Source organism: Jannaschia rubra (assembly GCF_001403735.1).
Classification (GTDB): Bacteria; Pseudomonadota; Alphaproteobacteria; order Rhodobacterales; family Rhodobacteraceae; genus Jannaschia; species Jannaschia rubra.
Window position 1 is genome coordinate 294,037 of sequence record NZ_CXPG01000009.1, and the last position, 22,397, is coordinate 316,433.

Here is a 22,397-nt window from a genome sequence, read left to right on the forward strand (position 1 = left end):
AGCGACGCCGGGGCTCTTTTCATTCAGACCGACGAAGGTCGGTCGGTCTTCCAACTTCGATTCTCAGATCGGACGATTCGTCCGCTCAGGCATGCGACAGCGATCGGTAGTGCGTGGGCGCGGCCGGTACGGAGGTTCGGATCCGTGCACCAATGCTGTGCTGACAGATCGTCATCTCCACGCGATCAGGCGGCGTGGTTCCGACTGGGCCGGGCTTTGCCAATGGACATGTCGTCGATTTCCGGTCCTTCGTCTCCTGAGAACCGCTCGACGGCCGTTGCAAGACCGCGGGCGCTGGCTCGCAAGGTCTGACAGGCCGCTGTCGTCTCCTCGAACATCGTCGCATTCTGCTGGGAGACCCTGTCCAGGTCGCGAAGTGCCGCGTTGATGACGTGAACGCCGGTCGCCTGTTCGTCGGAGATTGCGGCGATCTTGCTGATCCGCGCGCCGGTCGCCTCGACCGACGCGATGATCTTTTCCAGTGCGCCGCCGGTGTCATGCACCAGGGCCACGCCCCGCTCGATTTGCGCGCCCGACTGCATGATCAGCGTGTTTATCCGCATGGCGGCATCCGACGATCGCTTGGCAAGGGCGCGGACTTCGGAGGCGACGACGGCGAATCCACGGCCGGCGTCGCCCGCGCGCGCGGCCTCCACGCCGGCATTCAGCGCGAGCAGGTTCGTCTGAAATGCGATATCCTCGATCATCGACGTGATCTTGCGGACTTCGCGGGACGACGTCTCGATTTCCGCCATGGCCGCGATCGCCTGCTCCATGACCTTCGCTCCCGTCTGCGCCTCCGATCCGGTTCCGTTCATCACGACCTCGGCCTGACCGGCATCTTCGGCGGTCGCACGGATCAACTGTGTCAATTGCTCGGTCGAGCGGGTGATCTCTTCCAGGGTGGCGGCCTGTTCCTCGGTGCGGTGGGCGAGGTCGGTCGCGGCAGACGCGATCTCGTCAGTCTCGCCCGTGATCGAGCGGGAAGCGCGGCGAATAGCCTGCAGGGCGATTTCAAGCGCGGCGAGCGTCGAGTCGAACCCATCGCCCAGATCTTCGTAGCCCTCCGGCAGCGCACCCGTGATTCGCGCTCCAAGGTCTCCTTCGGCGAGCTTGGCGAAAGCCTCGCGAAGGGTTCCGATCACGTGCGCCTGAGTCTCCCGTTCGAGCGCGCGGCGCTTCTCGTCGATCTCACGAAGAGCAGCGGCCTCCGAATCGGCCCGCTCCGCACGCTTGGTTTCGGCCTGCATCCGGCCGAGCGCGGCTTCGGCTTCCTCTCTGGCGGTATCGGCCTGAATCCGCGCCTGTTCCGTTTGTGTGAGGGCAGCGGAAGCCTGCGCCTCGGCTGATCGCGCGCGCTCGACCGCTGCCTGTGCGGCTTGGCGTTCTTCCTTCCAGGCTCCAACAAGGCGGAGCCGGACATGGATCGCGGCGCCGAGCGACACGGTCGTCAACGCGACCGCCAGAGCATGGAACAAGGTCCGCTCAAGGACGGAGCTGACCGCGTCCTGCCCGTAGACCAGCAGCGGCATGCCGAAAGACAGCATGAGGTGATGAAGGCAAATGGCGCCTGCGGCAGCGACCAGCGCACGAAGATCGACCATCGCCGCTATAGCCGCCAGAGCCACGAAATAGTACATGTGGCTGTCGAGCTGCCAACTCTGCCCGGACATCGCCGCGGTCAGCAGCATGACCTGTCCGACCATCGCCAATGCCACCGCGATCCGGCCGACGGACCGTTCCATGCGGCGGACGATGAAGGCGAGGACCGTCAGCGCCAGCGACGTCGCGCCGAGAATTGTCGGCATCATCCCGCTGGCGACTGCCGACCCTGCGACCGGAAAGACAGAGACGAGGGATGCGATCAGGAGGATCGTCGCGGCATGCTCTCGGCTTAGATCAAGGGATAGTCTGGACATTCGCACCACACAGGAAAGCAGGGAGACGTTCGGCATTCAGAAGAACCATCGCGCCCGCATCCTGCAGGCGGACCGCAAACCCGGGCAGCGTCGAATGGGCGACGATACCGACGAGCGGCGGGCGCAGGCCGACGGGATAGCCGCCCGCCTGCGCGACGATCTGATCGGCGGACGGCCCGAACGGAGACGGAATCACGAGAACCGGACGACCCTCGGCCGCTCGCGGTAGAGCGGCGAGCATCACGCCACACCAGATGACGGGAAACAGCACGAGCGCGAGGAGGGCCTGGAACGATCTCATGCCGCTGGCCTAACGGCCAATCCTTTCCAAACGCTAAACGGAAATGGCGAAGAATTCTCCGCCTCCGTTAACCCGCGGGAAAGAATTGCAGGAACAGAAAGCCGGCATGAATATACGACTCGAAATCACCGCGATGTGTATCGCTCTTGTTTTCCTCTCGGGCGTGGTCGTGCTGTCGCTGGGGATAGTTTGATCCCCGATCGGCCTTCGGCGGGACCAGACTGCCCACCGTCGCGACCCGGCACGCCGTGGAACACAGGGGAACGGCGGCGTCCTGCGCACCTATAGTCGCGGGCGGGCCGCCGGTCGCTCCTGTCGACGATGGGGCGTCGCGATCCGCCGTGACGACGGCCACAAAGGTGATGACTTTCGAAACTGATCTGACACACCTTGGGGCCGGGTGCCCGGAAGCGGCGTGCCGATGATTCAGGAGATGAGAGGAACATAGGATGATTCAGGAATTCAAGGACTTCATCGCCAAAGGCAATGTGATGGACCTGGCCGTCGGCATCATCATCGGTGCGGCGTTCACGGCCATCGTGTCGAGCCTGGTGGACGATCTGATCAATCCGCTCATCGGCCTCGTGCTGGGTGGGATCGACTTCACCAGCATGTACGTCGTGCTCTCGGGCGAGGTTCCGGGCAATACCGGGACGACGCGCGTCGGGCTGGAGGCAGCGCGCGAATCCGGCGCGGCCATTTTCGCCTATGGTGCCTTCGTCACGGCCTGCATCAATTTTCTCATCATCGCGTTCGTCGTCTTCATGCTCGTGAAGGCCGTGAACCGGCTGAAGGAGGCCGCCGAGCGCCCTGACGACATCGCGCCCGAGGTGGACACCGGCCCCTCCGAACTCGACGTGCTGCTTCAGATCCGCGACAGCCTGAACCGCCCGGGCGGCGCCGCCACGCCGGCCGAATGAGGCACGGTATCAGAGCGCCGACCCTCGCCCTGCGGGCCCGGACCCGCCCGATCAGACGACACTGTCGGCGGGAACGGACTCCATTCCCAGGGCTTCGGCCACCGCAGGGTGGATCACCTTGCTCGCGTGGACATTCAGGCCATTGAGCAGATGCGAATCGTCCGAGCACGCCCGCCGCCAGCCCTTGTCCGCGAGAGCCAGAAGATACGGCAGGGTCGCATTGCTCAGCGCCAGCGTCGATGTCCGGGCAACCGCGCCCGGCATGTTGGCGACGCAATAGTGCATAATGCCGTCGACGTCGTAAATCGGATCGTCGTGGGTCGTGGCGCGGGACGTTTCAAAACATCCGCCCTGGTCGATGGCCACGTCGACGATGGCGGCACCGGGCTTCATGGTGGCCAGATCGTCGCGGGTCATCAATTTCGGCGCGGCGGCACCGGGGATGAGAACTGCGCCGATCACCAGATCCGCCATTGGGATCAGTTCCGCCATGTTTCCGGCGTTCGCGTATCTCGTCCTGAATAGCGCACCGAAGGTGTCGTCCAGATAGCGGAGCCGGGGCAGGGATCGGTCGAGGACCGTCACATCTGCCCCCATGCCCGCAGCGACGCGGGCCGCGTTGGTTCCCACGACGCCGCCCCCGATGACGACGACGCGACCGGGGCCGACCCCCGGCACCCCACCCAGCAGGACACCGCGCCCACCGTTGGCCTTTTGCAAGGTCCAGGCGCCGACCTGCGGTGCGAGCCGACCGGCGACTTCGGACATCGGTGCGAGCAGGGGCAGGCCGCCTGCCACGTCCGTCACGGTCTCATAGGCGATGCAGGTCGCACCGGAGGCGAGCAAGTCGGCCGCCTGGTCCGGGTCCGGCGCGAGGTGGAGATAGGTGAACAGGATCTGTCCGTCGCGCAGACGCGCGCGCTCGGCCGGCTGCGGCTCCTTCACCTTGACGATCAGGTCGGCGGTCGCGAAGACCTCCTCGGCTGTGTCTGCGACCGCGGCTCCCGCGTCGAGGTATTGGTCATCGTCGAAACCCGACCCGCTGCCCGCACCGGCCTCGACGACGACCGAGTGCCCGTGGGCGATCGCCTCCGCCGCGGCCATGGGCGTCAGGCCGACGCGGAACTCCTGCGGTTTGATTTCCCTCGGGCAACCGATGAGCATTGCGATTCTCCCTCTTTCGCCTTTGCGATAAAGGATAACGGTTTCTACTGCCGCCGACACCTTCGGACCGAGGTCATCCGTTGACCAGCCATCCAAGCAGGCCGAGCGTCAGCCCACCCGCGATGACCGCCTGGATGACGTCCTTGCGCCACGCGCCGACGCCAAGGGCGACGGCCGCCGCAACGAGACGCGGAAGATCGGTTTCGCCACCCGCCGCGGCCGGCCAGACGACCAGCGGCGCGACCAGGCCCGGCAGGATCGCCACGCCGGTATAACGCAGGTGCCGCAACAGCCACGGGGGAAGCGGGCGGTCTCCTACCAGCCCGAGGAAAACGAACCGCGTGAGATAGGTCAGCGCGCCGAGCGACGCGATGATGAGCCAGACTGGGGTGTCGGTCATGCCCGCCGCTCCACTTCCGCGCCGGCCAGCATGGCGAGGACGGCCGCAACGATCAGGCCCAGGTTCCAGGGCACCCAGGCGAAGGCCAATGCCGCCACCGCCGATACCAGCGCCGCGATCACATGCGCCCGTGTCTTGAGCATCGGACCGACCAGCGCAAGGAATGCCAGCGGCAGCGCGAAGTCGAGCTGCCACCCCGCCGGAACCCGCGCGCCCAGCACCGCGCCCATCCAGGTGGCGCCGACCCAGGAGGGAAAGACGGGAAGCGATACGCCTGCGAAATAGGCGATCTTGTCGGCCACGGTCCAGGCGGGGCGCCCCTCGTAGGTCTGGACGGCCAGCGCATAGGTCTGATCGACCAGCATGTAGCTCACCAGGGCGCGCTGCCATAGCGGCGCGGACCCGAGATGCGGGACGATGGATGCTGAATACATCACCATCCGCAGGTTCACGGCCAGCGCCGACAACACCACGATGGCCGCCGGGACCCCGTCGGTCATCAACTGGACGGCAGTGAACTGCGACGCACCGGCGATGACCAGGACCGAAAAGCCCATGACCTGCGCCAGCGGCAGTCCCGCCTCGACCCCCAGCACCCCGAACAGGGCCCCGAAGGGCACCATGATCACGACGAAGGGCAGGCCCTCGGCCACGCCCCTGCCGAAAGGCGACCCCATCGCTTGCATCCTCCATCACCGCCGGACATCGTGGCGTAACCGCCCCAGCGACTGGTCTCAAGTGTCCACGACAACGCCGTCCACGCTTCGCGTCACGCCCGACCCGGCCGATCCGCGCCTGACCCGCGCCCTCCGCGGCGTCGATCAGGCCGGCGCGCCCGTCGATCTGCGCGTGGTAGAGGAGCGGCCGCTGACGATCTATCTGAACGCTCGGGAGATCGTGACCGTCATGACGATCGGGGATCACCCCGAATGGCTGGCGCTCGGGTTCCTCGTCAATCAGGGGATGGTGCGCGCGGGGGACCGCGTCACGGGCATCGACCATGACGCCGAGGTCGATGCGGTCATCGTCCGCACCGCCGTCGAGACGGACCATGAGGCGCGGCTGGCGCGCGCGACCCGCACATCGGGATGTGCCGTCGGAACGGTGTTCGGCGACATGATGGAAGGGTTGGAGGGGCTGACCCTGCCGTCGACGGCATTGAAAGTGTCCGACCTGCAGCGGTTGTCGGCCGCGATCAACCGCACGCCCAGCCTCTATCTGGAGGCGGGCGCGATCCATGGGACCTGCCTGTGCCGGGGGCCGGATCCGCTGGCCTATTTCGAGGACGTCGGCCGCCACAACGCCGTGGACAAGTTGGCGGGCTGGATGAGGACGACGGGGACCCAGCCTGACGACAAGACGCTCTACACAACGGGGCGGCTGACGTCCGAGATGGTCATAAAATGTGCCCTGATGGGGATTCCGGCGCTCGTGTCGCGGTCCGGCTTCACCGCCTGGGGGGTGGAGATCGCGCGGCAGGTCGGCCTGACCGTGATCGGCCGCATGAAGGGCGCCCGCTTCGTCTGCCTGAGCGGCGAGGAGCGGGTGATATGGGACGGGGAGTGATTTCGATGCGGCGAAGGGTATCGCGATGATCCAGCCGCATGGACTGATCCTTGCTGGCGGCAAGGCGACGCGCATGGGCGGGACCGACGCGAACCGCGTCGACAAGGGGCGCCTGACCGTGGGCGGCACGTCCCTGATCGCGCGGGTCATGACGAGGCTCGGGCCACAGGTGGACCGGCTTGCGCTGAACGCGAACGGCGATCCGGCGCGATGGGACGACCTTGGGCTGCCGGTTCTGCCCGACAGCGTTCAGGGGCACCCCGGCCCGCTGGCGGGAGTTCTCGCAGGTCTCGACTGGGCCGCATCGCTCGGCTGCTCGTATATCGTTACTGCGGCGGCAGACACGCCGTTCCTGCCCCCCGACCTCGTGCCCCGTCTTCTGGAGGCGGCGGGCCCCTCCGGCCTAGCCCTCGCCGCCACGCGGGAGGGGGATCGGATCTGGCCGCAGCCGACCTTCGGCCTCTGGCCCACGGGCCTGCGCGACGACCTGCGGGAGGCGCTGGCGCAGGGCACGCGGAAGGTGCTGCATTGGACGGATCGGCACGCTGTCGGCCTGGCGGTCTTTCCGACGGACCCGTTCGACCCGTTCTTCAACGTCAACACGCCCGAAGAGCTGGCTCAGGCAGAGGCGATGGCATGATCCTCATGGGCATCGTCGGTCACAAGAATGCCGGCAAGACGACCCTGACCGAAGCGCTGGTGACCGAACTGTCGTCGCGCGGGCTGCGCGTCAGCACCCTGAAACGCACGCACCATGCGGTCGATCTGGAAACGCCGGGCACCGATACCCATCGGCACCGGCAGGCCGGAGCGCATCAGGTCCTGCTGGCGAGCGACCGCCGCCTGACGCTGATGGAAGAGGTGCGGGAGCCGATGCTGACCCATCTGCTGACGCGACTGTCGCCTTGTGACGTGGTGCTGGCCGAAGGCTGGAAATCGGGTACCCACCCCAGGATCGAGGTCTGGCGCCCGGAGGTCGGCCAGCCGCCGCTGGCCCGGCGCGACGGGACCATAATCGCCGTCGCCTGCACCGGCGATCCTGGTGTGGATTGCCCGACACTCGACTTGGGCGACGTAGGCAAGGTCGCGGAGTTCATATGTTCGATCTGATCCTGGTGGCCGACTGGTCCGCGACGTCGGGCCATACCGGCCGCAAGCCGCGCAAGGACGCGATCTGGGTCTGCGCCGATCTGAAGGGCGAGCAGACGGTCGAGTATTTTCCGACCCGGTCGCTCGCTCTCGCGTGGATCGACGACTGGCTGTCGCGCGGCTACCGCACGCTTGTCGGCTTCGACTTCGCCATGGGCTACCCGGCCGGCTTCGCGACCACGCTGACCGGCCGGCCCGACGCGCTTGCGGTCTGGGACTGGCTGGCCGAGCGGATCGAAGATGGCCCCGATAACGTCAACAACCGCTTCGCCGTGGCGGAGCAGGTGAACCGGGCTTTTCCGGGCGTCGGGCCGCTGTGGGGTCGCCCCGCTTCCCAGCTGCATCCCGACCTGCCGGAGCGCGGCTCGGACCGGCAGGATCATGGGGTCGACGATCGGCGAACGGTCGACGCGTTTGTGCCCCGCGCGCAATCGGTCCTGAAACTCTACACCGCCGGATCGGTCGGGTCGCAATCGCTGGTCGGGCTGGCTGCGCTCGCCCATCTGCGGCGGCGTCACCCGGACCTGCGCGTCTGGCCGCAGGAAACCGGGTTTGCCTTGCCCGAGTCTGGAAACCTGCTGGTCGAGATCTACCCCAGCCTGTTCGAACCCGCCGCGCATGATTTTCGGGACGCGGGGCAGGTCATCGCCACGGCCCGCGCCCTGCGCGAGGCGCCCGCCGGCTGGTTCACCGCGCCCTCCGTCCTGCCGGACACGGCCCGTGTCGCGGCGGAGGAGGGGTGGATCCTGGGCGTGCTGCCGCCGTCGAGTTGCTTCGCCCTGCCGCCGGGCGCGGACTGGACGCCGGTGGACGTCGCTCTCGACACGCTGCGCCGCGACCTGACGGTGGTGACGGGGATCGAGGATGTCACCATCGTCGAGGCCGCCTTCCGCATCCTCGCGCGCGACGTCGTGGCGGTGCGATCCAATCCGCCCGAGGCGAACGCGGCCGTGGATGGCTGGGCCTTTGCCCATGACGGGCTTCGGCCAGGCGGCATCCCCATAGTGGATGGCCGGGCCGCCGCCGGGCGGCCGTTCGAAGGGATCGTGCCGCGCGGAGAGGCCATCCGCATCCTGACCGGGGCGGTGATCCCGAAAGGGGCCGACACTGTGGCGTTGCAGGAGGATGCGATGCTCGCCGACGGCCTGCTGCACCTCAAGGCCGTCCCGCGGAAGGGTGCGAACACGCGCCGCGCGGGCGAGGACGTCTGCGAAGGCGATCCCGTCCTTCGTGCCGGGGGCATCTTGCGACCCACCGACGTGGCCCTGGCGATTGCGGCAGGGCACGGGACGCTGCCGGTCCGCCGTCGACTGCGCGTCGGCGTGCTGTCCACGGGCGACGAGATCGTCGCGCCGGGAGAGGGCGGAGGCATCCCCGACGTGAACCGGCCCATGCTTCTGGCAATAGTCGCCGGATGGGACTTCGATGCCGTCGATCTCGGGCGTGCCCCTGACGAGGCGGGAGCCTTGGCTGCCACGCTCGACGCGGCGGACGTCGATGCGATCCTGACGTCGGGCGGAGCTTCGGCGGGCGACGAGGATCACCTGTCGCGCCTGTTGCGCGAACGCGGGGGCCTCCATCACTGGCGCATTGCGATCAAGCCGGGGCGCCCGCTGGCTCTCGGGCACTGGAACGGAACGCCCCTGTTCGGCCTGCCGGGCAACCCTGTGGCGGCCTTCACCTGCGCCGCATTGTTCGCGCGTCCGGCGCTGTTCCAGATGGCCGGCGCGGGGTGGCGGGTGCCGGTCGGCGTCACGGTCCCGGCGGCGTTCTCCAAGTCCAAGAAGGCCGGGCGGCGCGAGGTTCTGCGCGCGCGCCTGCGGGACGGTCGCGCCGAAATCTTTCGCTCCGAAGGGTCCGGCCTCGTGTCGGGTCTGTCCTGGGCCGAAGGCTTCGTCGAGCTGCCGGACAGGGCCGTGGAGATCGCGCCGGGCGATCTGGTCCGCTACATCGCCTTTGCCGAACTCGGCATCGGTTGACGGAACCAGGCTCTGTCAGCCCTTGCCGTTGGCGCGCGCGACGAAGTCCGCCAGATGGGGGACGTAGTCCTGTGGCCCGTCCCCGCCGGTTTCGACCGCCATCGCATAGCTGTCCCGGATCGCCGCCTGCACCGGGTTCGTCACACCCGCACCGTCGAACATCGCGGACAGATAGCGCATGTCCTTCAACGCGTTGGTCAGGGTGAACTTGTGGGATTCGCGGTCGCCCTTCACCGCGCAGGCCATGAAGGTCTGGTAGAACCCGCAATCCATCCGGCTGCCCCGCAGCACGCTGTCGAGCATCTCGCGGCCCACGCCGGACGCATCGGCCAGCGTGAGAGCCTCGGCGTAGATGGCACCATAGCCCATGGCGACGAAGTTGTTGAGCAGCTTCATCTTGTGACCCGACGCAGGGCCGCCGACGTGGACGATGGACCTGGCCCACGTCCTGATGATCGGCTCGACGCGGGCGAAGACATCCTCCCGCGCGCCGACCATTGCGGCCAGCTCGCCGGTCGCGGCCTGCGCCGGAGTGCCGCCGAGGGGCGCGTCGACCCAGTGCAGTCCCGCTGCCTCGACCCGCGACGCGAGCTTTTCCGTTGAGACGGGGTTCGAGGTCGAGCAATCCAGGATGACGCTTCCCTCGGCCATGTGCCCGAGCAGAGTGTCGACGATCGCTTCGACCTGCGGGCTGCCCGGCGCACAGATGTGCACGACGTCGGAGACGCGGGCGAGATCCTGTAAAGTCGCCGCCTCGGATGCGCCCTTCGCCACGAGATCGTCGATGGGGCCGCGATTGCTGTGGGCGATCACGGTGAGCGGATGGCCGGCCTTGATCAACTGCATGGCCATGCCATGACCCATCAGGCCCGCGCCCACAAAACCGATGCGTTCCATCCGGATCCCTTTCCGTTCCTCAGACCTTCGCCCGAAGGCGGATCACCACGTCGACCTTCGCGATTTCCATGCCTTCGGGTGCATCGGGAAGGTCCACGATTTCTAGCGGCTGGGTTCCGGCATCGGTGAGGCGGGCGTCGTCTTCCCAATAGAAATGCGGATGATCGTCGAGACGGGTGTCGAAATAGGACCCCGTGCCGTCTACCGTGATTTCCTGCACGAGTCCTGCCTCGGTAAAGGCCCGCAGCGTATTGTAGACCGTCGCGAGGGAGACCCGGTCGCCGGACCGTCGGGCGGCGTCGTGCAGCCATTCCGCGGTCACGTGCCGATCACGTCCATCGCCGACAAGCAACGATGCCAACAGGACGCGCTGACGCGTCGGGCGAACGTCGGCCCGCATCAGCCAGGTTTCGCCGCGTTGGCGTGCAATGTCGCTGAGGGTATCCATGACCGCAATATAGGGGCCGGGACACGGGCTTTTCAAACGGATTCGCCACGCATGCCAGGCCCCCCTTCCGACGTATCGCCACCTCGCGCAGGGTTGCGAGGCCGAAACGTCGGGTGATAGACCGGCCGGGACCGATCTTCTGGGGGGCTCATGGCCGACTATCCGACTTCTTTCGACCGCGATGACCTGCTGAAATGCGCGCGGGGCGAGCTGTTCGGGCCGGGCAACGCGCAACTGCCCGAACCGCCGATGCTGATGATGGACCGGATCACCGACATCTCCGGCGACGGCGGCCTTCATGGCAAGGGTCATGTCGTCGCCGAATTCGACATCACGCCGGACCTGTGGTTCTTCGGCTGTCACTTTCCCGGCAATCCGATCATGCCCGGATGTCTGGGTCTAGACGGGCTCTGGCAGTTGACGGGGTTCAACCTCGGCTGGCGCGGCTGGCAGGGGCGGGGCTATGCCCTGGGCGTGGGTGAGGTAAAGCTGACGGGCATGGTGCGGCCGGATCGCAGGATGCTGACCTACAAGGTCGACTTTACCAAGGCATTGCAGACGCGCCGCCTGACCATGGGCGTGGCCGATGGAGTCGTCGAGGCGGATGGAGAAGTCATCTATATCGTCAAGGACATGAAAGTCGCTCTTTCCGAGAGCTGAGGGGTAGAACAATGCTGCGTCGCGTCGTCGTCACCGGGATCGGGATCGTCTCGCCCATCGGCAACACACCGGATGAGGTGGAGGCTTCGCTGCGCGCGGGGAAGTCCGGCATCACCTTCGCTCCGATCTATGCGGAGCACGGCTTCCGCAGCCAGGTCCACGGCGTGCCCGACATCGTGGTCGAGGATCACATCGACAAGCGCGACCTGCGGTTCATGGGGCCGGGCGCGGCCTACAACTTCATCGCCATGGAACGCGCCATCGCGGATTCGGGGCTGGAGCAGAACGAGGTCTCGAACGAGCGCACGGGCCTCGTGATGGGGTCGGGCGGGCCATCCACGTCCAACTTCTTCACCGCCTTCGACACGGTCATCAACAAGGGAAGCCCCAAGCGGATGGGCCCCTTCATGGTGACGCGCTGCATGTCGTCCACCAATTCGGCCTGCCTTGCGACGCCCTTCGGGATCAAGGGGGTGAACTATTCGATCACCTCGGCCTGCACGACGTCGCTGCACTGCATGGGCAACGGGGTCGAGCAGATCCAGTTCGGCAAGCAGGACATCGTCTTCGCCGGCGGCGGCGAGGAGGTGGACTGGACCCTGTCGTGCCTGTTCGACGCGATGGGCGCCATGTCGTCCAAGTACAACGACACGCCGGAGAAAGCCTCGCGCCCCTATGACGCCACGCGCGACGGCTTCGTCATCGCGGGCGGGGCGGGGGTCGTGGTCCTGGAGGAGCGCGAGCGGGCCATTGCGCGCGGAGCGAAGATCTACGGCGAGGTGACGGGCTACGGCGCGACCTCGGACGGGGCCGACATGGTCGCGCCGTCGGGCGAGGGTGGCGAGCGGGCAATGCGTCTCGCGCTGAGCCAGTTGCCGGAGGATCGCCGGATCGACTACGTCAATTCGCATGGCACATCGACGCCGGTAGGCGACATAAAGGAGATCGTGGCCCTGCGGAACATCTTCGGCGAGGGGAAGACGCCGCCCGTCTCGTCGACCAAGTCGATGACGGGTCATTCCCTCGGCGCGACCGGAGTCCAGGAGGCGATCTACTCCATGCTGATGATGAACAAGGGGTTCATCGCGCCGTCGATCAACGTGACCGAACTCGATCCAAAATTGTCGCCGTCGGAGATCAACACCGAGCTCAAGGACGGAGTCGAGATCGATTCGATCCTCTCGAATTCCTTCGGTTTCGGCGGGACGAACGGCACCGTCATCATCTCGAAGCACCGGACATGACCGCCCTGGACATGCGCGGCAAGCGCGGGCTGGTCATGGGCGTGGCGAACGACCGTTCCATCGCCTGGGGCATCGCGAAAGCCTTGGCCGAGGCTGGGGCGGATCTGGCATTTACCTACCAGGGCGAGGCCTTCGGCAAGCGGCTCGCACCGCTGGCGGAAAGCCTGGGGGCGGACACGATGCTGGACGTGGACGTCACCGACGATACGTCGCTCGATGCGGCCTTCGCCAGCCTGGCCGAAGGCGGACGGCTCGACTTCGTCGTCCACGCCATCGCGTTTTCAGACAAGTCGGAACTGACCGGTCGCTTCGTCAACACCAGCCGCGCCAACTTCAAGCATTCGCTGGACGTGTCGTGCTATTCCCTGATCGAGGTGGCGCGCCGGGCCGCACCGCTCATGACCGAAGGCGGCACCATCCTGACGCTGACCTTCGAAGGCTCCCGCAGGGTCATGCCGTTCTACAACGTGATGGGCGTGGCCAAGGCCGCGTTGGAGGCATCGGTGCGGTATCTGGCGTCCGACCTGGGGCAGGACGGCATCCGCGTCAATGCGATCAGCCCCGGCCCCATGAAGACGCTGGCGGGTGCGGCCATCGGCGGCGCGCGCAAGACGTTCCGCCACGCCGAGACGAACGCACCCATGCGGGCCAATGCGACGCTGGAGGCCATCGGTGGCACGGCGCTCTACCTCTGCAGCGATGCGGGCGCCTCGACCACGGGCGAGGTGATCCACGTGGATGGTGGCTATCATGTCATGGGGATGCCACGGCCTGAGAACCTCTGACGATTCGAAGGACATTCGCCACCTGTCGGCGGATCACCGCTCAGGGCTCCGGAAAATTTGACGAATTGGGCAGCACGAGGGGCGTTTTGTCGCAATTGCGCCGCATCCTGATGGCACGACGTCACTATTAACCTTGTTACACGGAATTTTTCGACGTGCTGACGCTGATTGATAGATTTATTTCGGAGGAATCCGGCGCTGTCTCGCTGGACTGGATCGTCCTGACGGCCGTGATCGCGGGAACGGCCCTGTCCGTTGTCGGAACCGTATCCGGCGGGATAGACGACGTCGCGTTCGAAACTTCCGACCAGCTCCGCGAACAGGTGGTGCGACAAAGCTTCGGGTCCGATCTCTGCGGGGGCGGGCTTGATGGCGTGCGCATGCGCGAGGAGGAGAGCGCCGCCGCGCGGGGGGATGAGCCGATCGACCCCGACACCTGGTTCGCCACCTATTCCGCCAGCCTCAGCGATGCGGACCTGCTTCGGGATTATGCCCGGATGGCGGATGGCCGACCCGGCGGGACCTGGTCACGCAATGACACTATTCGCGGTCTGATGGCGTGCGATATCGTCTTGCGCGGTCTCGACTAGGCGAAAGGCCCGTGTCAGGGTCCGGCCGATCGCGACACGCCGAAAGGGGCCCGGCATGCCCATGGAAACCTGTATCTTCGACGCCTATGGCACGCTGTTCGACGTGACCTCCGCCGCGCGCGAGGCCGCGTCGGAGGACGGGTTCGAGGCGCTATCGGACCACTGGCGGCAGGTTGCGCGCGACTGGCGCGAGAAGCAGCTGCAATACACCTGGCTTCGCGCGGTCACCGATGACCATGCCGATTTCCACAAGGTCACTGGCGATGCGCTCGACTGGGCGCTCGAAGCTGCAGGGTTGGACGACCCCGCCTTGCGGGATCGCCTGATGCAGCTTTACGGCGAACTGGTCGCCTATCCTGACGTGACCGAGGCTCTGCAGGCGTTGAAGGACGCGGGCCGCGCGACCGGCATCCTGTCGAACGGCTCGCCCGAGATGTTGCAGGAAGCGGTCGCATCGGCGGGCATCGGACGCCTTCTGGATCACGTCCTGTCGGTGGAAAGCGTCGGCGTCTACAAGCCGTCCTTCAAAGTCTACGACATGGTCGGCCGGGCGTTCGGCGGCCAACGACGCGATGTCCTGTACGTTTCGGCAAACGGCTGGGATGCGGCAGCGGCGGCAGGATACGGCTTCACCTCGGTCTGGGTGAACAGGGCAGGGCAGCCGATGGAACGTCTGCCATGGACGCCCGCCCATGTGCTGAGCGATCTGTCCGGCATCCCCGACCTGGCCGCGTCGATCTGATGCCCGAGTTCAAGTCATCCGACAACCTGCGCCTCTGGTACGAGGATCAGGGCGACGGGCCGCCGCTGGTATGCCTGTCGGGCCTGACGCGGAACTCGACCGATTTCGAATACGTCCTGCCATATCTCGTCGGCGAACACCGGGTGATCCGGCTCGACTATCGTGGACGCGGCAAGTCGCAGCGCGCGCCCGACTGGCGCAGCTATACCATTCCGACCGAGGCCCGCGATGTTCTGGAGTTGCTGGACCATCTGGGCATCGACCGCGCGCCGATCCTGGGGACGTCTCGGGGCGGGTTGATCGGCATGGCCCTCGCGATGATGGCCAAGGATCGGGTCGGCGGGCTCTGCCTGGTCGACATCGGCCCCGAAATCGCGCCCGACGGCATGGATGCGATTCGGGACTACGTCGGACGGAACCCCTCGGCCGCCACCCTTGACGACGCCGTCGCGCAGCGGGCCCGGCTGATGGCCGGGTTCGAAGGCGTTCCCGAAAGCCGTTGGCGCGAGGAGGTCGAGAAGCACTATCGCGAAACGAACGACGGCCTCGTCATCAACTACGATGCACGGCTGCGCGATGCGGTGCTGGAAGCGGATGGCCTGCCGCCGCCCGACCTCTGGCCGCTGTTCGATGCGCTGGATGGCCTGCCGCTCGCCTGCATCCGGGGGGCGAATTCTGATCTGCTGACGCCCGCGACGCTGGCCGAGATGCGGCGTCGCAGGCCCGACATGATCGTCGCCGAAGTACCCGGCCGCGGCCATGTGCCCTTCCTGGATGAGCCGGAGGCGCTGGAGGCGCTGAACGAATGGACGATGCTCCTGTAACCCGCGCCGACATCGACGCGGCCGCGGAGCGCCTGCGAGGCCACGCCGTGCGCACGCCGCTTCTGAATGCGCCGCTGCTGGACGCGGCCTTCGGGCGGCGGATCTTCGTCAAGGCCGAGAACCTGCAGAAGACCGGAAGCTTCAAGTTTCGTGGCGCGTTCAACGCTTTGTCACAACTCGGGCCGGGTGCGCGTGGGGCGGTCGCCTTTTCGTCGGGAAACCACGCGCAGGGCGTGGCACTGGCGGCGTGGATGATGCGCATCCCCGCCGTTATCGTCATGCCGGCCGATGCGCCGGCGGTGAAGATCGACAATACCCGCGCCTATGGAGCCAAGGTCGTGCTCTACGATCGCGCGCGCGAGGACCGTGACGCCATCGGCGCGGCCTTGGTTGCGGAGCGGCGGTTGGAGCTTGTGCGACCGTTCGACGATCCGCGCGTGATTGCAGGGCAGGGAACCTGCGGGCTGGAGATCGGGGAGGATTTGCCGGAGGGCGTTGACGAGGTGCTCGTGTGCTGCGGGGGCGGGGGGCTTACGTCGGGCGTCGCGATCGCCCTCGCAGGCCGCGCAACGGTGCGGCCGGTGGAGCCGAAGGGGTTCGACGACGTATCGCGGTCGTTGCTCTTGGGGGAGCGGGTCCGGAACGACAAGGCGACGGGCTCGATCTGCGATGCCATCCTGACGCCCGCGCCGGGTGAGATGACCTTTCCGATCATGTCCACGCTTTGTGGGCCGGGCATCGCAGTCAGCGATGAAGAAGCGCTACGGGCCATGGCGCTGGCGTGGCACCATCTGCGGATCGTACTGGAGCCGGGTGGCGCGGTCGCGCTGGCCGCTGGCCTGTTTCATCACGACGGCAACGTCGCCGTCATTGCCACGGGCGGCAATGTCGATCGCGCGGTGTTCGAAAGGGCGCTGGCCCGCGGATGAACCGCGGGTAAGACTCAGCCCTCGCTGCGCCGTTCCTCGAAGCTCATCTCGATGAAACTCGGAACATGGTCGCCCAGACCCACCACGCGCGGGCCTGAATCGCCGTTGCGCCGACCACGGGACCGGTCGTTCGGCCGAGCCGCCGGGGCCTCCGACTGGGCGGCTGGCTCCTCACGCGGGGCTTCGGGCGCGTCCTTCGGAGCTTCCGCCTTGGGTTTCGACCGGCTGCGCGTCCGGGACGAGGTGCGACGTGGCTCCTCCGCCGCTGGCTCCTGCGTCTCCGCCTTGCCGCCGGGAGCGGTCCAGGGGTTCTCGCCGGTTGGAATCTCTGCCTTTACCAAGTGCCGGATCGCATCGAGGTATTTCGCGTCCGACGGCGTCGACAGGGTGTAGGCTATGCCCAGCTTGCCAGCGCGTCCGGTCCGGCCGATCCGGTGGACGTAGTCTTCGGCATGGCTGGGAACGTCGAAGTTGAAGATGTGGCTCACATTCGGGATATCGAGGCCACGCGCGGCCACGTCGGACGCCACGAGGAACCGCAGCGATCCGTCGCGGAACCCGTCCAGCGTGCGCGTGCGCTGCGACTGGTCCAGGTCGCCGTGGATCGGTTCGGCGTTGTAACCGTTGGTTTTCAAGAACTTCGCGACCGTGTCCACCTCGGTCTTCCGGTTGCAGAAGATGATCGCGTTCCGCAGGTCGGCCCCATCGCGTTCGATGATCGCGCGCAGGATCTCGCGCTTGTCCTTGGCGGCCATGTCCTTGCGCTTCGGCTCATGCTCGATCAGGATCTGGGTGATCGTGGCGGAGGTGGAGTTCTGCCGCTCGACCTCGATCTTCTCGGGATTGGACAGGAACTTGTTTGTAATCCGCTCGATCTCGGGCGCCATCGTGGCGCTGAAAAAAAGCGTCTGTCGAGTGAAGGGCGTCATCTCGAAGATGCGTTCGATGTCGGGAATGAACCCCATGTCGAGCATCCGGTCCGCCTCGTCCACGACCATGATCTCGACCCCGGTGAGCAGAAGCTTGCCGCGCTCGAAATGGTCGATCAGGCGCCCGGGCGTCGCGATCAGGACGTCGACACCCCGGTCGATCAGCTGGTCCTGTTCCTTGAAGGACACGCCGCCGATCAGCAGGGCCTTCTTGAGCCGGCTGCCCTTGGCATAGGTGTCGAAGTTCTCCGCGACCTGCGCGGCGAGTTCCCGCGTGGGGGCGAGCACCAGCGACCGGGGCATCCGTGCCCGCGCGCGGCCCTTGCCCAGAAGGGTGATCATGGGAAGCGTGAAGCTCGCCGTCTTGCCGGTGCCGGTCTGGGCGATCCCGAGGACGTCGCGCCCCTGCAACGCGGGCGGGATGGCACCCAACTGGATCGGCGTGGGGGTGGTATAGCCTGCGGCCTCAATGGCCTTGAGAACCTTGGGGTCCAGGTTCAGGTCGGAAAAGCTTGTCATGGGCGTCCTGTTTGGAGCCTTGGGCCGTATTGCCCGCGCTCGGAGAAGGGATGGCGGGACGCCTGCACCTGATGCGCCCCTCGGAAATCACGTCTGCGGCGGGGACCCATTGGCCCGCTGCCGTCGCGTTGCCCTAGCAAAGGCGGGGAGAGGGGTCAACTTGGCGCAGCGCGCCGGGGAACAGGGCGGCATGATGGGTGTTGACCCATGAGCCATACAAGAGGAGGTCACGATGCCCAAGAAACACGGAAGCGCCCATTGGGAAGGCGGATTGAAGGACGGGAAGGGTCGGGTATCTATGGAATCCGGGGCTCTGAACGACCAGCCCTATGGTTTCAACACCCGGTTCGAGGGCAAGCCCGGAACCAACCCCGAAGAAATGATCGCAGCGGCCCATGCGTCCTGCTTTTCCATGGCGCTGTCGATGGTTCTGGGCGATTCGGACCTGACGCCGTCGTCCATCGATACGAAGGCCACGGTAACTCTGGACGAGGTCGACGGCGGGTTTGCCGTGACGAAATCCCACCTCGATGTGACCGTCTCGGTTCCCGACGCGTCGGACGAGGATGTCCTGGCCGCCTGCGAGACGGCCAAGGCCAATTGCCCGATATCGAAGTTGCTTGCGACCGAGATCACGATGGATGCCAAGGTGTCCTGACCGCCGCCGGAACGATGGCGGGGCCTACCCCGTCATCATTTCCTTCGTAGCGCTCAGTCGTACGTCCGGATGATCGCGTTCGATCCGGTCGATGTCCCACTGAAGTCGGGTCAGGAAGACCGGATCGCCGTCGTTGTCGTGGGCAATATGCTGCGGGTTCTTCGCGATCACCCCGTCCAACGCGGCCTTGGAGCCCGACAGCCATCGGGCCGACTTGAACTGGGTCGTGTCGAACCGGACGGGCAGGCCGTATTCCAGTTCGATCCGCGAGGCGAGAACCTCGAATTGCAACTGTCCGACCACTCCGACGATGAAGCCCGAGCCGATTGCGGGTTTGAAGACCTTTGCCGCGCCTTCCTCGGCGAATTGCATCAGCGCCTTTTCCAGATGCTTGGCTTTCATGGGGTCGCCGGCACGAACGGTCTGCAGAAGCTCGGGGGCGAACGACGGGATGCCGGTGAAGCGCAGGGTCTCTCCCTCGGTGAGCGCGTCGCCGATCCGCAATTGGCCGTGGTTCGGGATCCCGATGATGTCACCGGCCCAGGCTTCCTCCGCCAGCTCGCGATCGGCGGCCAGAAACAGGACGGGGTTGGACACCGACATCGGCTTTCTGGTGCGGACATGCGTCAGCTTCATGCCGCGTTCGAAATGCCCCGACGCGAGGCGCACGAAAGCCACGCGGTCGCGGTGCTTGGGGTCCATGTTGGCCTGCACCTTGAAGACGAAGCCCGTCACCGATGTTTCGTCGGCACCGACCTGTCGCGGTTCTGCGCGCTGTGGCTGCGGTTCGGGGCCGAACTCGGCAATGCCGGCCATCAGTTCCTGCACGCCGAAGCTGTTGATGGCCGAGCCGAACCAGATCGGCGTCAGTGACCCTTCAAGAAAGCGCGCGGGATCCATCGGCGGCAGAAGCTCCCTCGCCATCTCGACCTCCTCGCGCAGCTTGGCGAGCAGGTCGGCGGGAATGCGGGCCTCCAGCTGCGGATCGTCGAGCCCCGAGATGCGGACCGTTTCGGCAACCCGGTTGCGGTCGGCACGGTCCATCAATTCCAGCCGGTCATGCAGCAGGTCGTAGCATCCGATGAATTCCCGCCCGACGCCGATGGGCCAGGAGGCGGGCGTGACGTCGATGGCGAGGTTTTCCTGGATCTCGTCGATGATGTCGAAGGTGTCGCGGCTTTCGCGGTCCATCTTGTTGCAGAACGTCAGGATCGGCAGGTCGCGCATGCGGCAGACCTCGAACAGCTTCTGGGTCTGGCTCTCGATCCCCTTGGCGCCGTCAATCACCATCACGGCCGCGTCCACGGCCGTCAGCGTGCGATAGGTATCCTCCGAAAAATCGGAGTGACCGGGCGTATCGACCAGATTGAACCGGAAGGCCCGGTCCGCGGTGGCAAAATCGAAGGACATGGCGGAGGCGCTGACCGAGATGCCGCGATCCTGCTCCATCTTCATGAAGTCGGACCGGGTCCGACGCGCCTCGCCCTTGGCGCGGACCTGTCCCGCCATCTGGATCGCCCCGCCATACAGCAGGAACTTTTCCGTCAGCGTGGTCTTGCCCGCGTCCGGATGGCTGATGATGGCAAAGGTCCGGCGGCGCGCGATCTCCGGCGGCAGGGTGGGACGGTTCGGTGCGGGTGTCTCAAGCATGACGGCCCATATAGGCGCGGCCACCACGGGCCGCAATCGACTGCGGTGTTAACTGCTCGGTCACGGTCTGGCGCTAGCCCTGCTCCTGAGGGAAGCGGTGGGGGCGCGATGAACATGTTTCATGGGTCGGGTGGTGTCATCGCGGGTACCCTGGTCTTGTTGTCACGCCTGCTGGAACGATCGTTCGGCAGCGCTATGCCAACCAATGACGGGGCGCGGCGGGGCTCGGACTGCGTGTGCCCGGCCGGCCTCTGACAGCGTTCGGGCCATTCATCCTGTCCAGCCTGCCGGCCCCACAGGCCGCGCCCGACCAGGCGCGACCCGCGGCTTTTAGTGGGCGGGTTCGACCACCGGGTCGATTAGGGTTCGCCCGCCGTCGACGGTGAGAATTTGCCCCGTCATGAAGCTGGAGGCGTCGGAGGCGAGGAATTGTATCGTCTCGGCCAGTTCCACTGGGGCCGCGATCCGGCCCATCGGGGTCGCATCGACGATGGCCTGCCGCAGATCGCGGGCGTCGCCCAGCAGCGCCTGCAGGTTGCCCGACATGATCGAGCCCACGGCCACCCCGTTCACCCGGATCCGTTCCTTCGCGAGGCTGACCGCAAGGCTGCGTGTCGCCTGATCGAGCGCCGCAGCACTGATCGAATAGCCTAGGAGCGCGGGCTGTGTCCGGCGACCAGCGATGGAACTCAGGTTGACGATGGTCCCGATCGTCCCATTTTCCTGCTTGTCCCGCTCCGCCTGATGGATCATCCGCTTGGCCACGGCCTGCGTCAGCTTGACCGCCGTCATCAGGTTCTGTTCCAGAAGTGCTGTCACGCTGTCGTCATCGGGATCGAGAGGATCGGTGATCTGGATGCGCCGCGACGCGTTCACCAGGATGTCCACGCGGTCGAAGGCGTCGATGGTGGCGGACAGCAGGTTGGCGATGGTCAGGCGTTCGCGCAGGTCGCCGGCAAAATACCGCAGGCGCGCGCCTTCCTCGATCTGGGCGTCGCCGACTTCGGCCAGCAGGCGTTCCTCGTCGCGGTCGGCGAACATGACGTTGGCGCCCTGTTCGACGAAATGCCGCGCCACCGCCAGCCCGACGCCGTTGGCGGCCCCGGTGACGATGGCGGTCTTGCCTTCGATGCTGTTGGTCATCGGCTCCGTCCTCGTGTCCGGCGCGGCCTGCGCGCCTCGATCACCTTGTAGCCGCCGGTATCCTCCACCACCACGGTCTCGGCGAAGGTCTCGCCCAGCGCGGCCTCGTATGGAAGATGCCGGTTCGCCACCATGATGAGCCGCCCGGCCGGCGTCAGCAGGCGTCCCGCGGCGGCAATGAAGGCGCGCCCGATGGAAGGGTCGGCCTTTCGGGCGGTGTGGAACGGCGGGTTCGTCACGACGGTGTCGAACGGCCCCCCGGCCCACGTCGTTGCGTCAGCCCAATGAAATTCGGCGCGCGGGTCCGTCACATTCCCACGCGCGCAGGCTAAAGCGTCATGCTCCGCCTCCACCAGAGCGCAACGGCTGATCTTGTCAGAGGTCAGAACGACCCGCGAAAGGTAGCCCCATCCGGCGCCCAGGTCGCAGACCTGCCCCGAGAGGCCCGTGACGTACCGGGCCAGAATGGCGGAGCCGGGGTCGACCCCATCCGCCGAAAAGACCCCAGCTCGCGTTTCCATTCCGTCGACCCTCTGCGTCGCGGCGGCCCAGCCATCGGGAGCCGGCCCGGACGGAAAGGAAAAGCACTTGCCGTGGGCCTTGGCGAAGACCTCGCCCACATCGAAGACGGCACGACAGTCCCGCACGATGGAATCGATGCCATCGGCCCGTGCGCCGTCGACCACGACCGGATTTCCCGCAGGCACCATCGCACAGGCCCGCGCGATCATGTCCCGCGTGAGGGCCTTGGACCGGGCGACGAAGACCACGGCGGCGTCGGCCGGCCCGCCCACTTCCGCCATCACATCGACGCCGCGTGCGGCAAGGGCATCATGGTCGGGTCGGAACCCCTGCATCGCCACGACCCCGTCCGGCAGGCCGTCGAGGTCGAGATCGGCAGGGGGGCGAAACAGGACCACCCGGCCGTCCGGCAGGGCGACGGCACCGCCCGACAGGGCAAGGGACAGGCGTGAGTTCATG

24 protein-coding genes are annotated in these 22,397 nt (G+C 66.5%); 13 read left to right on the top strand and 11 right to left on the bottom strand.

What is annotated here, in order from left to right; translation table 11 throughout:
• Window positions 1-185: 185 nt before the first annotated feature.
• Both JAN5088_RS01760 and JAN5088_RS18510 read right to left on the bottom strand, forming a co-directional pair.
• Window positions 186-1,955, bottom strand: coding sequence for a methyl-accepting chemotaxis protein (locus JAN5088_RS01760; RefSeq protein ID WP_082429759.1), 1,770 nt, complete (start codon window positions 1,953-1,955; stop codon window positions 186-188).
• The gene (locus JAN5088_RS18510; RefSeq protein ID WP_055681064.1) at window positions 1,900-2,220 is read right to left on the bottom strand and encodes a hypothetical protein; all 321 of its coding nucleotides are present in this window, start codon (window positions 2,218-2,220) and stop codon (window positions 1,900-1,902) included. The genes JAN5088_RS01760 and JAN5088_RS18510 overlap by 56 nt, the downstream gene beginning before the upstream one ends.
• Window positions 2,221-2,669: 449 nt before the next feature.
• Between JAN5088_RS18510 and mscL the strand changes: the two genes are divergently transcribed.
• Entirely contained in the window at window positions 2,670-3,140 is a 471-nt protein-coding gene (mscL, locus tag JAN5088_RS01770; RefSeq protein WP_055681065.1) for a large conductance mechanosensitive channel protein MscL, read from the top strand.
• A gap of 51 nt (window positions 3,141-3,191) precedes the next feature.
• Here mscL and ald read toward each other — a convergent pair whose 3' ends face one another.
• The 3 genes from ald to JAN5088_RS01785 form a co-directional block, all read right to left on the bottom strand.
• On the bottom strand, window positions 3,192-4,304 hold the full coding sequence (gene ald, locus JAN5088_RS01775; RefSeq protein ID WP_055681066.1) for an alanine dehydrogenase: 1,113 nt from the start codon (window positions 4,302-4,304) through the stop codon (window positions 3,192-3,194).
• A gap of 73 nt (window positions 4,305-4,377) precedes the next feature.
• Window positions 4,378-4,704, bottom strand: coding sequence for an AzlD domain-containing protein (locus JAN5088_RS01780; protein WP_055681067.1), 327 nt, complete (start codon window positions 4,702-4,704; stop codon window positions 4,378-4,380).
• Window positions 4,701-5,381, bottom strand: coding sequence for an AzlC family ABC transporter permease (locus tag JAN5088_RS01785; protein ID WP_306455435.1), 681 nt, complete (start codon window positions 5,379-5,381; stop codon window positions 4,701-4,703). The genes JAN5088_RS01780 and JAN5088_RS01785 overlap by 4 nt, the downstream gene beginning before the upstream one ends.
• 61 nt (window positions 5,382-5,442) lie before the next feature.
• Between JAN5088_RS01785 and JAN5088_RS01790 the strand changes: the two genes are divergently transcribed.
• From JAN5088_RS01790 to JAN5088_RS01805, 4 genes are read left to right on the top strand one after another with little or no spacing between them, the layout of a single operon-like run.
• Window positions 5,443-6,270 carry a formate dehydrogenase accessory sulfurtransferase FdhD gene (locus JAN5088_RS01790; protein ID WP_055681069.1) on the top strand — a complete coding sequence of 276 codons (828 nt, stop codon included), beginning with the start codon at window positions 5,443-5,445 and terminating at the stop codon, window positions 6,268-6,270.
• Between the two features lie 25 nt (window positions 6,271-6,295).
• Window positions 6,296-6,910, top strand: a complete 615-nt coding sequence (gene mobA, locus JAN5088_RS01795; protein ID WP_055681070.1) for a molybdenum cofactor guanylyltransferase MobA — start codon at window positions 6,296-6,298, stop codon at window positions 6,908-6,910.
• Window positions 6,907-7,380: a molybdopterin-guanine dinucleotide biosynthesis protein B gene (mobB, locus tag JAN5088_RS01800; RefSeq protein WP_055681071.1), complete on the top strand. Its 474-nt coding sequence runs from the start codon at window positions 6,907-6,909 to the stop codon at window positions 7,378-7,380. Before mobA ends, mobB begins: the two co-directional genes overlap by 4 nt.
• A complete protein-coding gene (locus tag JAN5088_RS01805; RefSeq protein ID WP_055681072.1) occupies window positions 7,368-9,398 on the top strand; it encodes a molybdopterin-binding protein in 2,031 nt (676 codons plus the stop codon). The genes mobB and JAN5088_RS01805 overlap by 13 nt, the downstream gene beginning before the upstream one ends.
• 15 nt (window positions 9,399-9,413) lie before the next feature.
• On the opposite strand, the gene JAN5088_RS01810 is transcribed toward JAN5088_RS01805, so the two are convergent.
• Together JAN5088_RS01810 and irrA are read right to left on the bottom strand one after the other, a co-directional pair.
• Window positions 9,414-10,301, bottom strand: a complete 888-nt coding sequence (locus JAN5088_RS01810) for an NAD(P)-dependent oxidoreductase (RefSeq protein WP_267885355.1) — start codon at window positions 10,299-10,301, stop codon at window positions 9,414-9,416.
• Between the two features lie 13 nt (window positions 10,302-10,314).
• Complete coding sequence (gene irrA / locus JAN5088_RS01815) at window positions 10,315-10,743, bottom strand: iron response transcriptional regulator IrrA (RefSeq protein ID WP_055681074.1); 429 nt, start codon at window positions 10,741-10,743, stop codon at window positions 10,315-10,317.
• Window positions 10,744-10,893: 150 nt separating this feature from the next.
• On the opposite strand from irrA, the gene fabA reads away from it, so the two are divergent.
• The 7 genes from fabA (at window position 10,894) to JAN5088_RS01850 (ending at window position 16,517) form a co-directional block, all read left to right on the top strand.
• Window positions 10,894-11,403, top strand: coding sequence for a bifunctional 3-hydroxydecanoyl-ACP dehydratase/trans-2-decenoyl-ACP isomerase (gene fabA, locus JAN5088_RS01820; RefSeq protein WP_055681075.1), 510 nt, complete (start codon window positions 10,894-10,896; stop codon window positions 11,401-11,403).
• 14 nt (window positions 11,404-11,417) lie between these two features.
• On the top strand, window positions 11,418-12,647 hold the full coding sequence (fabB, locus tag JAN5088_RS01825) for a beta-ketoacyl-ACP synthase I (protein WP_055681155.1): 1,230 nt from the start codon (window positions 11,418-11,420) through the stop codon (window positions 12,645-12,647).
• On the top strand, window positions 12,644-13,432 hold the full coding sequence (locus tag JAN5088_RS01830; protein WP_055681076.1) for an enoyl-ACP reductase FabI: 789 nt from the start codon (window positions 12,644-12,646) through the stop codon (window positions 13,430-13,432). Before fabB ends, JAN5088_RS01830 begins: the two co-directional genes overlap by 4 nt.
• Window positions 13,433-13,587: 155 nt before the next feature.
• A complete protein-coding gene (locus JAN5088_RS01835; RefSeq protein ID WP_055681077.1) occupies window positions 13,588-14,022 on the top strand; it encodes a Flp family type IVb pilin in 435 nt (144 codons plus the stop codon).
• A 55-nt stretch (window positions 14,023-14,077) separates the two neighbouring features.
• Window positions 14,078-14,764 (top strand): haloacid dehalogenase type II, encoded by a 687-nt coding sequence (locus JAN5088_RS01840; RefSeq protein ID WP_055681078.1) that lies wholly within the window; start codon window positions 14,078-14,080, stop codon window positions 14,762-14,764.
• Window positions 14,764-15,588: an alpha/beta fold hydrolase gene (locus tag JAN5088_RS01845; RefSeq protein ID WP_055681079.1), complete on the top strand. Its 825-nt coding sequence runs from the start codon at window positions 14,764-14,766 to the stop codon at window positions 15,586-15,588. The genes JAN5088_RS01840 and JAN5088_RS01845 overlap by 1 nt, the downstream gene beginning before the upstream one ends.
• Window positions 15,570-16,517, top strand: coding sequence for a threonine ammonia-lyase (locus JAN5088_RS01850; RefSeq protein ID WP_055681080.1), 948 nt, complete (start codon window positions 15,570-15,572; stop codon window positions 16,515-16,517). The genes JAN5088_RS01845 and JAN5088_RS01850 overlap by 19 nt, the downstream gene beginning before the upstream one ends.
• A 14-nt stretch (window positions 16,518-16,531) precedes the next feature.
• On the opposite strand, the gene JAN5088_RS01855 is transcribed toward JAN5088_RS01850, so the two are convergent.
• Entirely contained in the window at window positions 16,532-17,965 is a 1,434-nt protein-coding gene (locus JAN5088_RS01855; protein WP_055681081.1) for a DEAD/DEAH box helicase, read from the bottom strand.
• A gap of 232 nt (window positions 17,966-18,197) precedes the next feature.
• Here JAN5088_RS01855 and JAN5088_RS01860 point away from each other — a divergent pair, with 232 nt between their 5' ends.
• A complete protein-coding gene (locus JAN5088_RS01860) occupies window positions 18,198-18,623 on the top strand; it encodes an OsmC family protein (protein ID WP_055681082.1) in 426 nt (141 codons plus the stop codon).
• 24 nt (window positions 18,624-18,647) lie between these two features.
• On the opposite strand, the gene JAN5088_RS01865 is transcribed toward JAN5088_RS01860, so the two are convergent.
• The 3 genes from JAN5088_RS01865 to JAN5088_RS01875 all read right to left on the bottom strand — a co-directional run bounded on the left by JAN5088_RS01865 (window position 18,648) and on the right by JAN5088_RS01875 (window position 22,396).
• Window positions 18,648-20,273, bottom strand: a complete 1,626-nt coding sequence (locus tag JAN5088_RS01865; protein ID WP_055681083.1) for a peptide chain release factor 3 — start codon at window positions 20,271-20,273, stop codon at window positions 18,648-18,650.
• A 330-nt stretch (window positions 20,274-20,603) separates the two neighbouring features.
• Window positions 20,604-21,416 (bottom strand): SDR family NAD(P)-dependent oxidoreductase, encoded by an 813-nt coding sequence (locus tag JAN5088_RS01870; RefSeq protein ID WP_055681084.1) that lies wholly within the window; start codon window positions 21,414-21,416, stop codon window positions 20,604-20,606.
• A complete protein-coding gene (locus JAN5088_RS01875; RefSeq protein ID WP_055681085.1) occupies window positions 21,413-22,396 on the bottom strand; it encodes a class I SAM-dependent methyltransferase in 984 nt (327 codons plus the stop codon). The genes JAN5088_RS01870 and JAN5088_RS01875 overlap by 4 nt, the downstream gene beginning before the upstream one ends.
• Window position 22,397 lies beyond the last annotated feature (1 nt).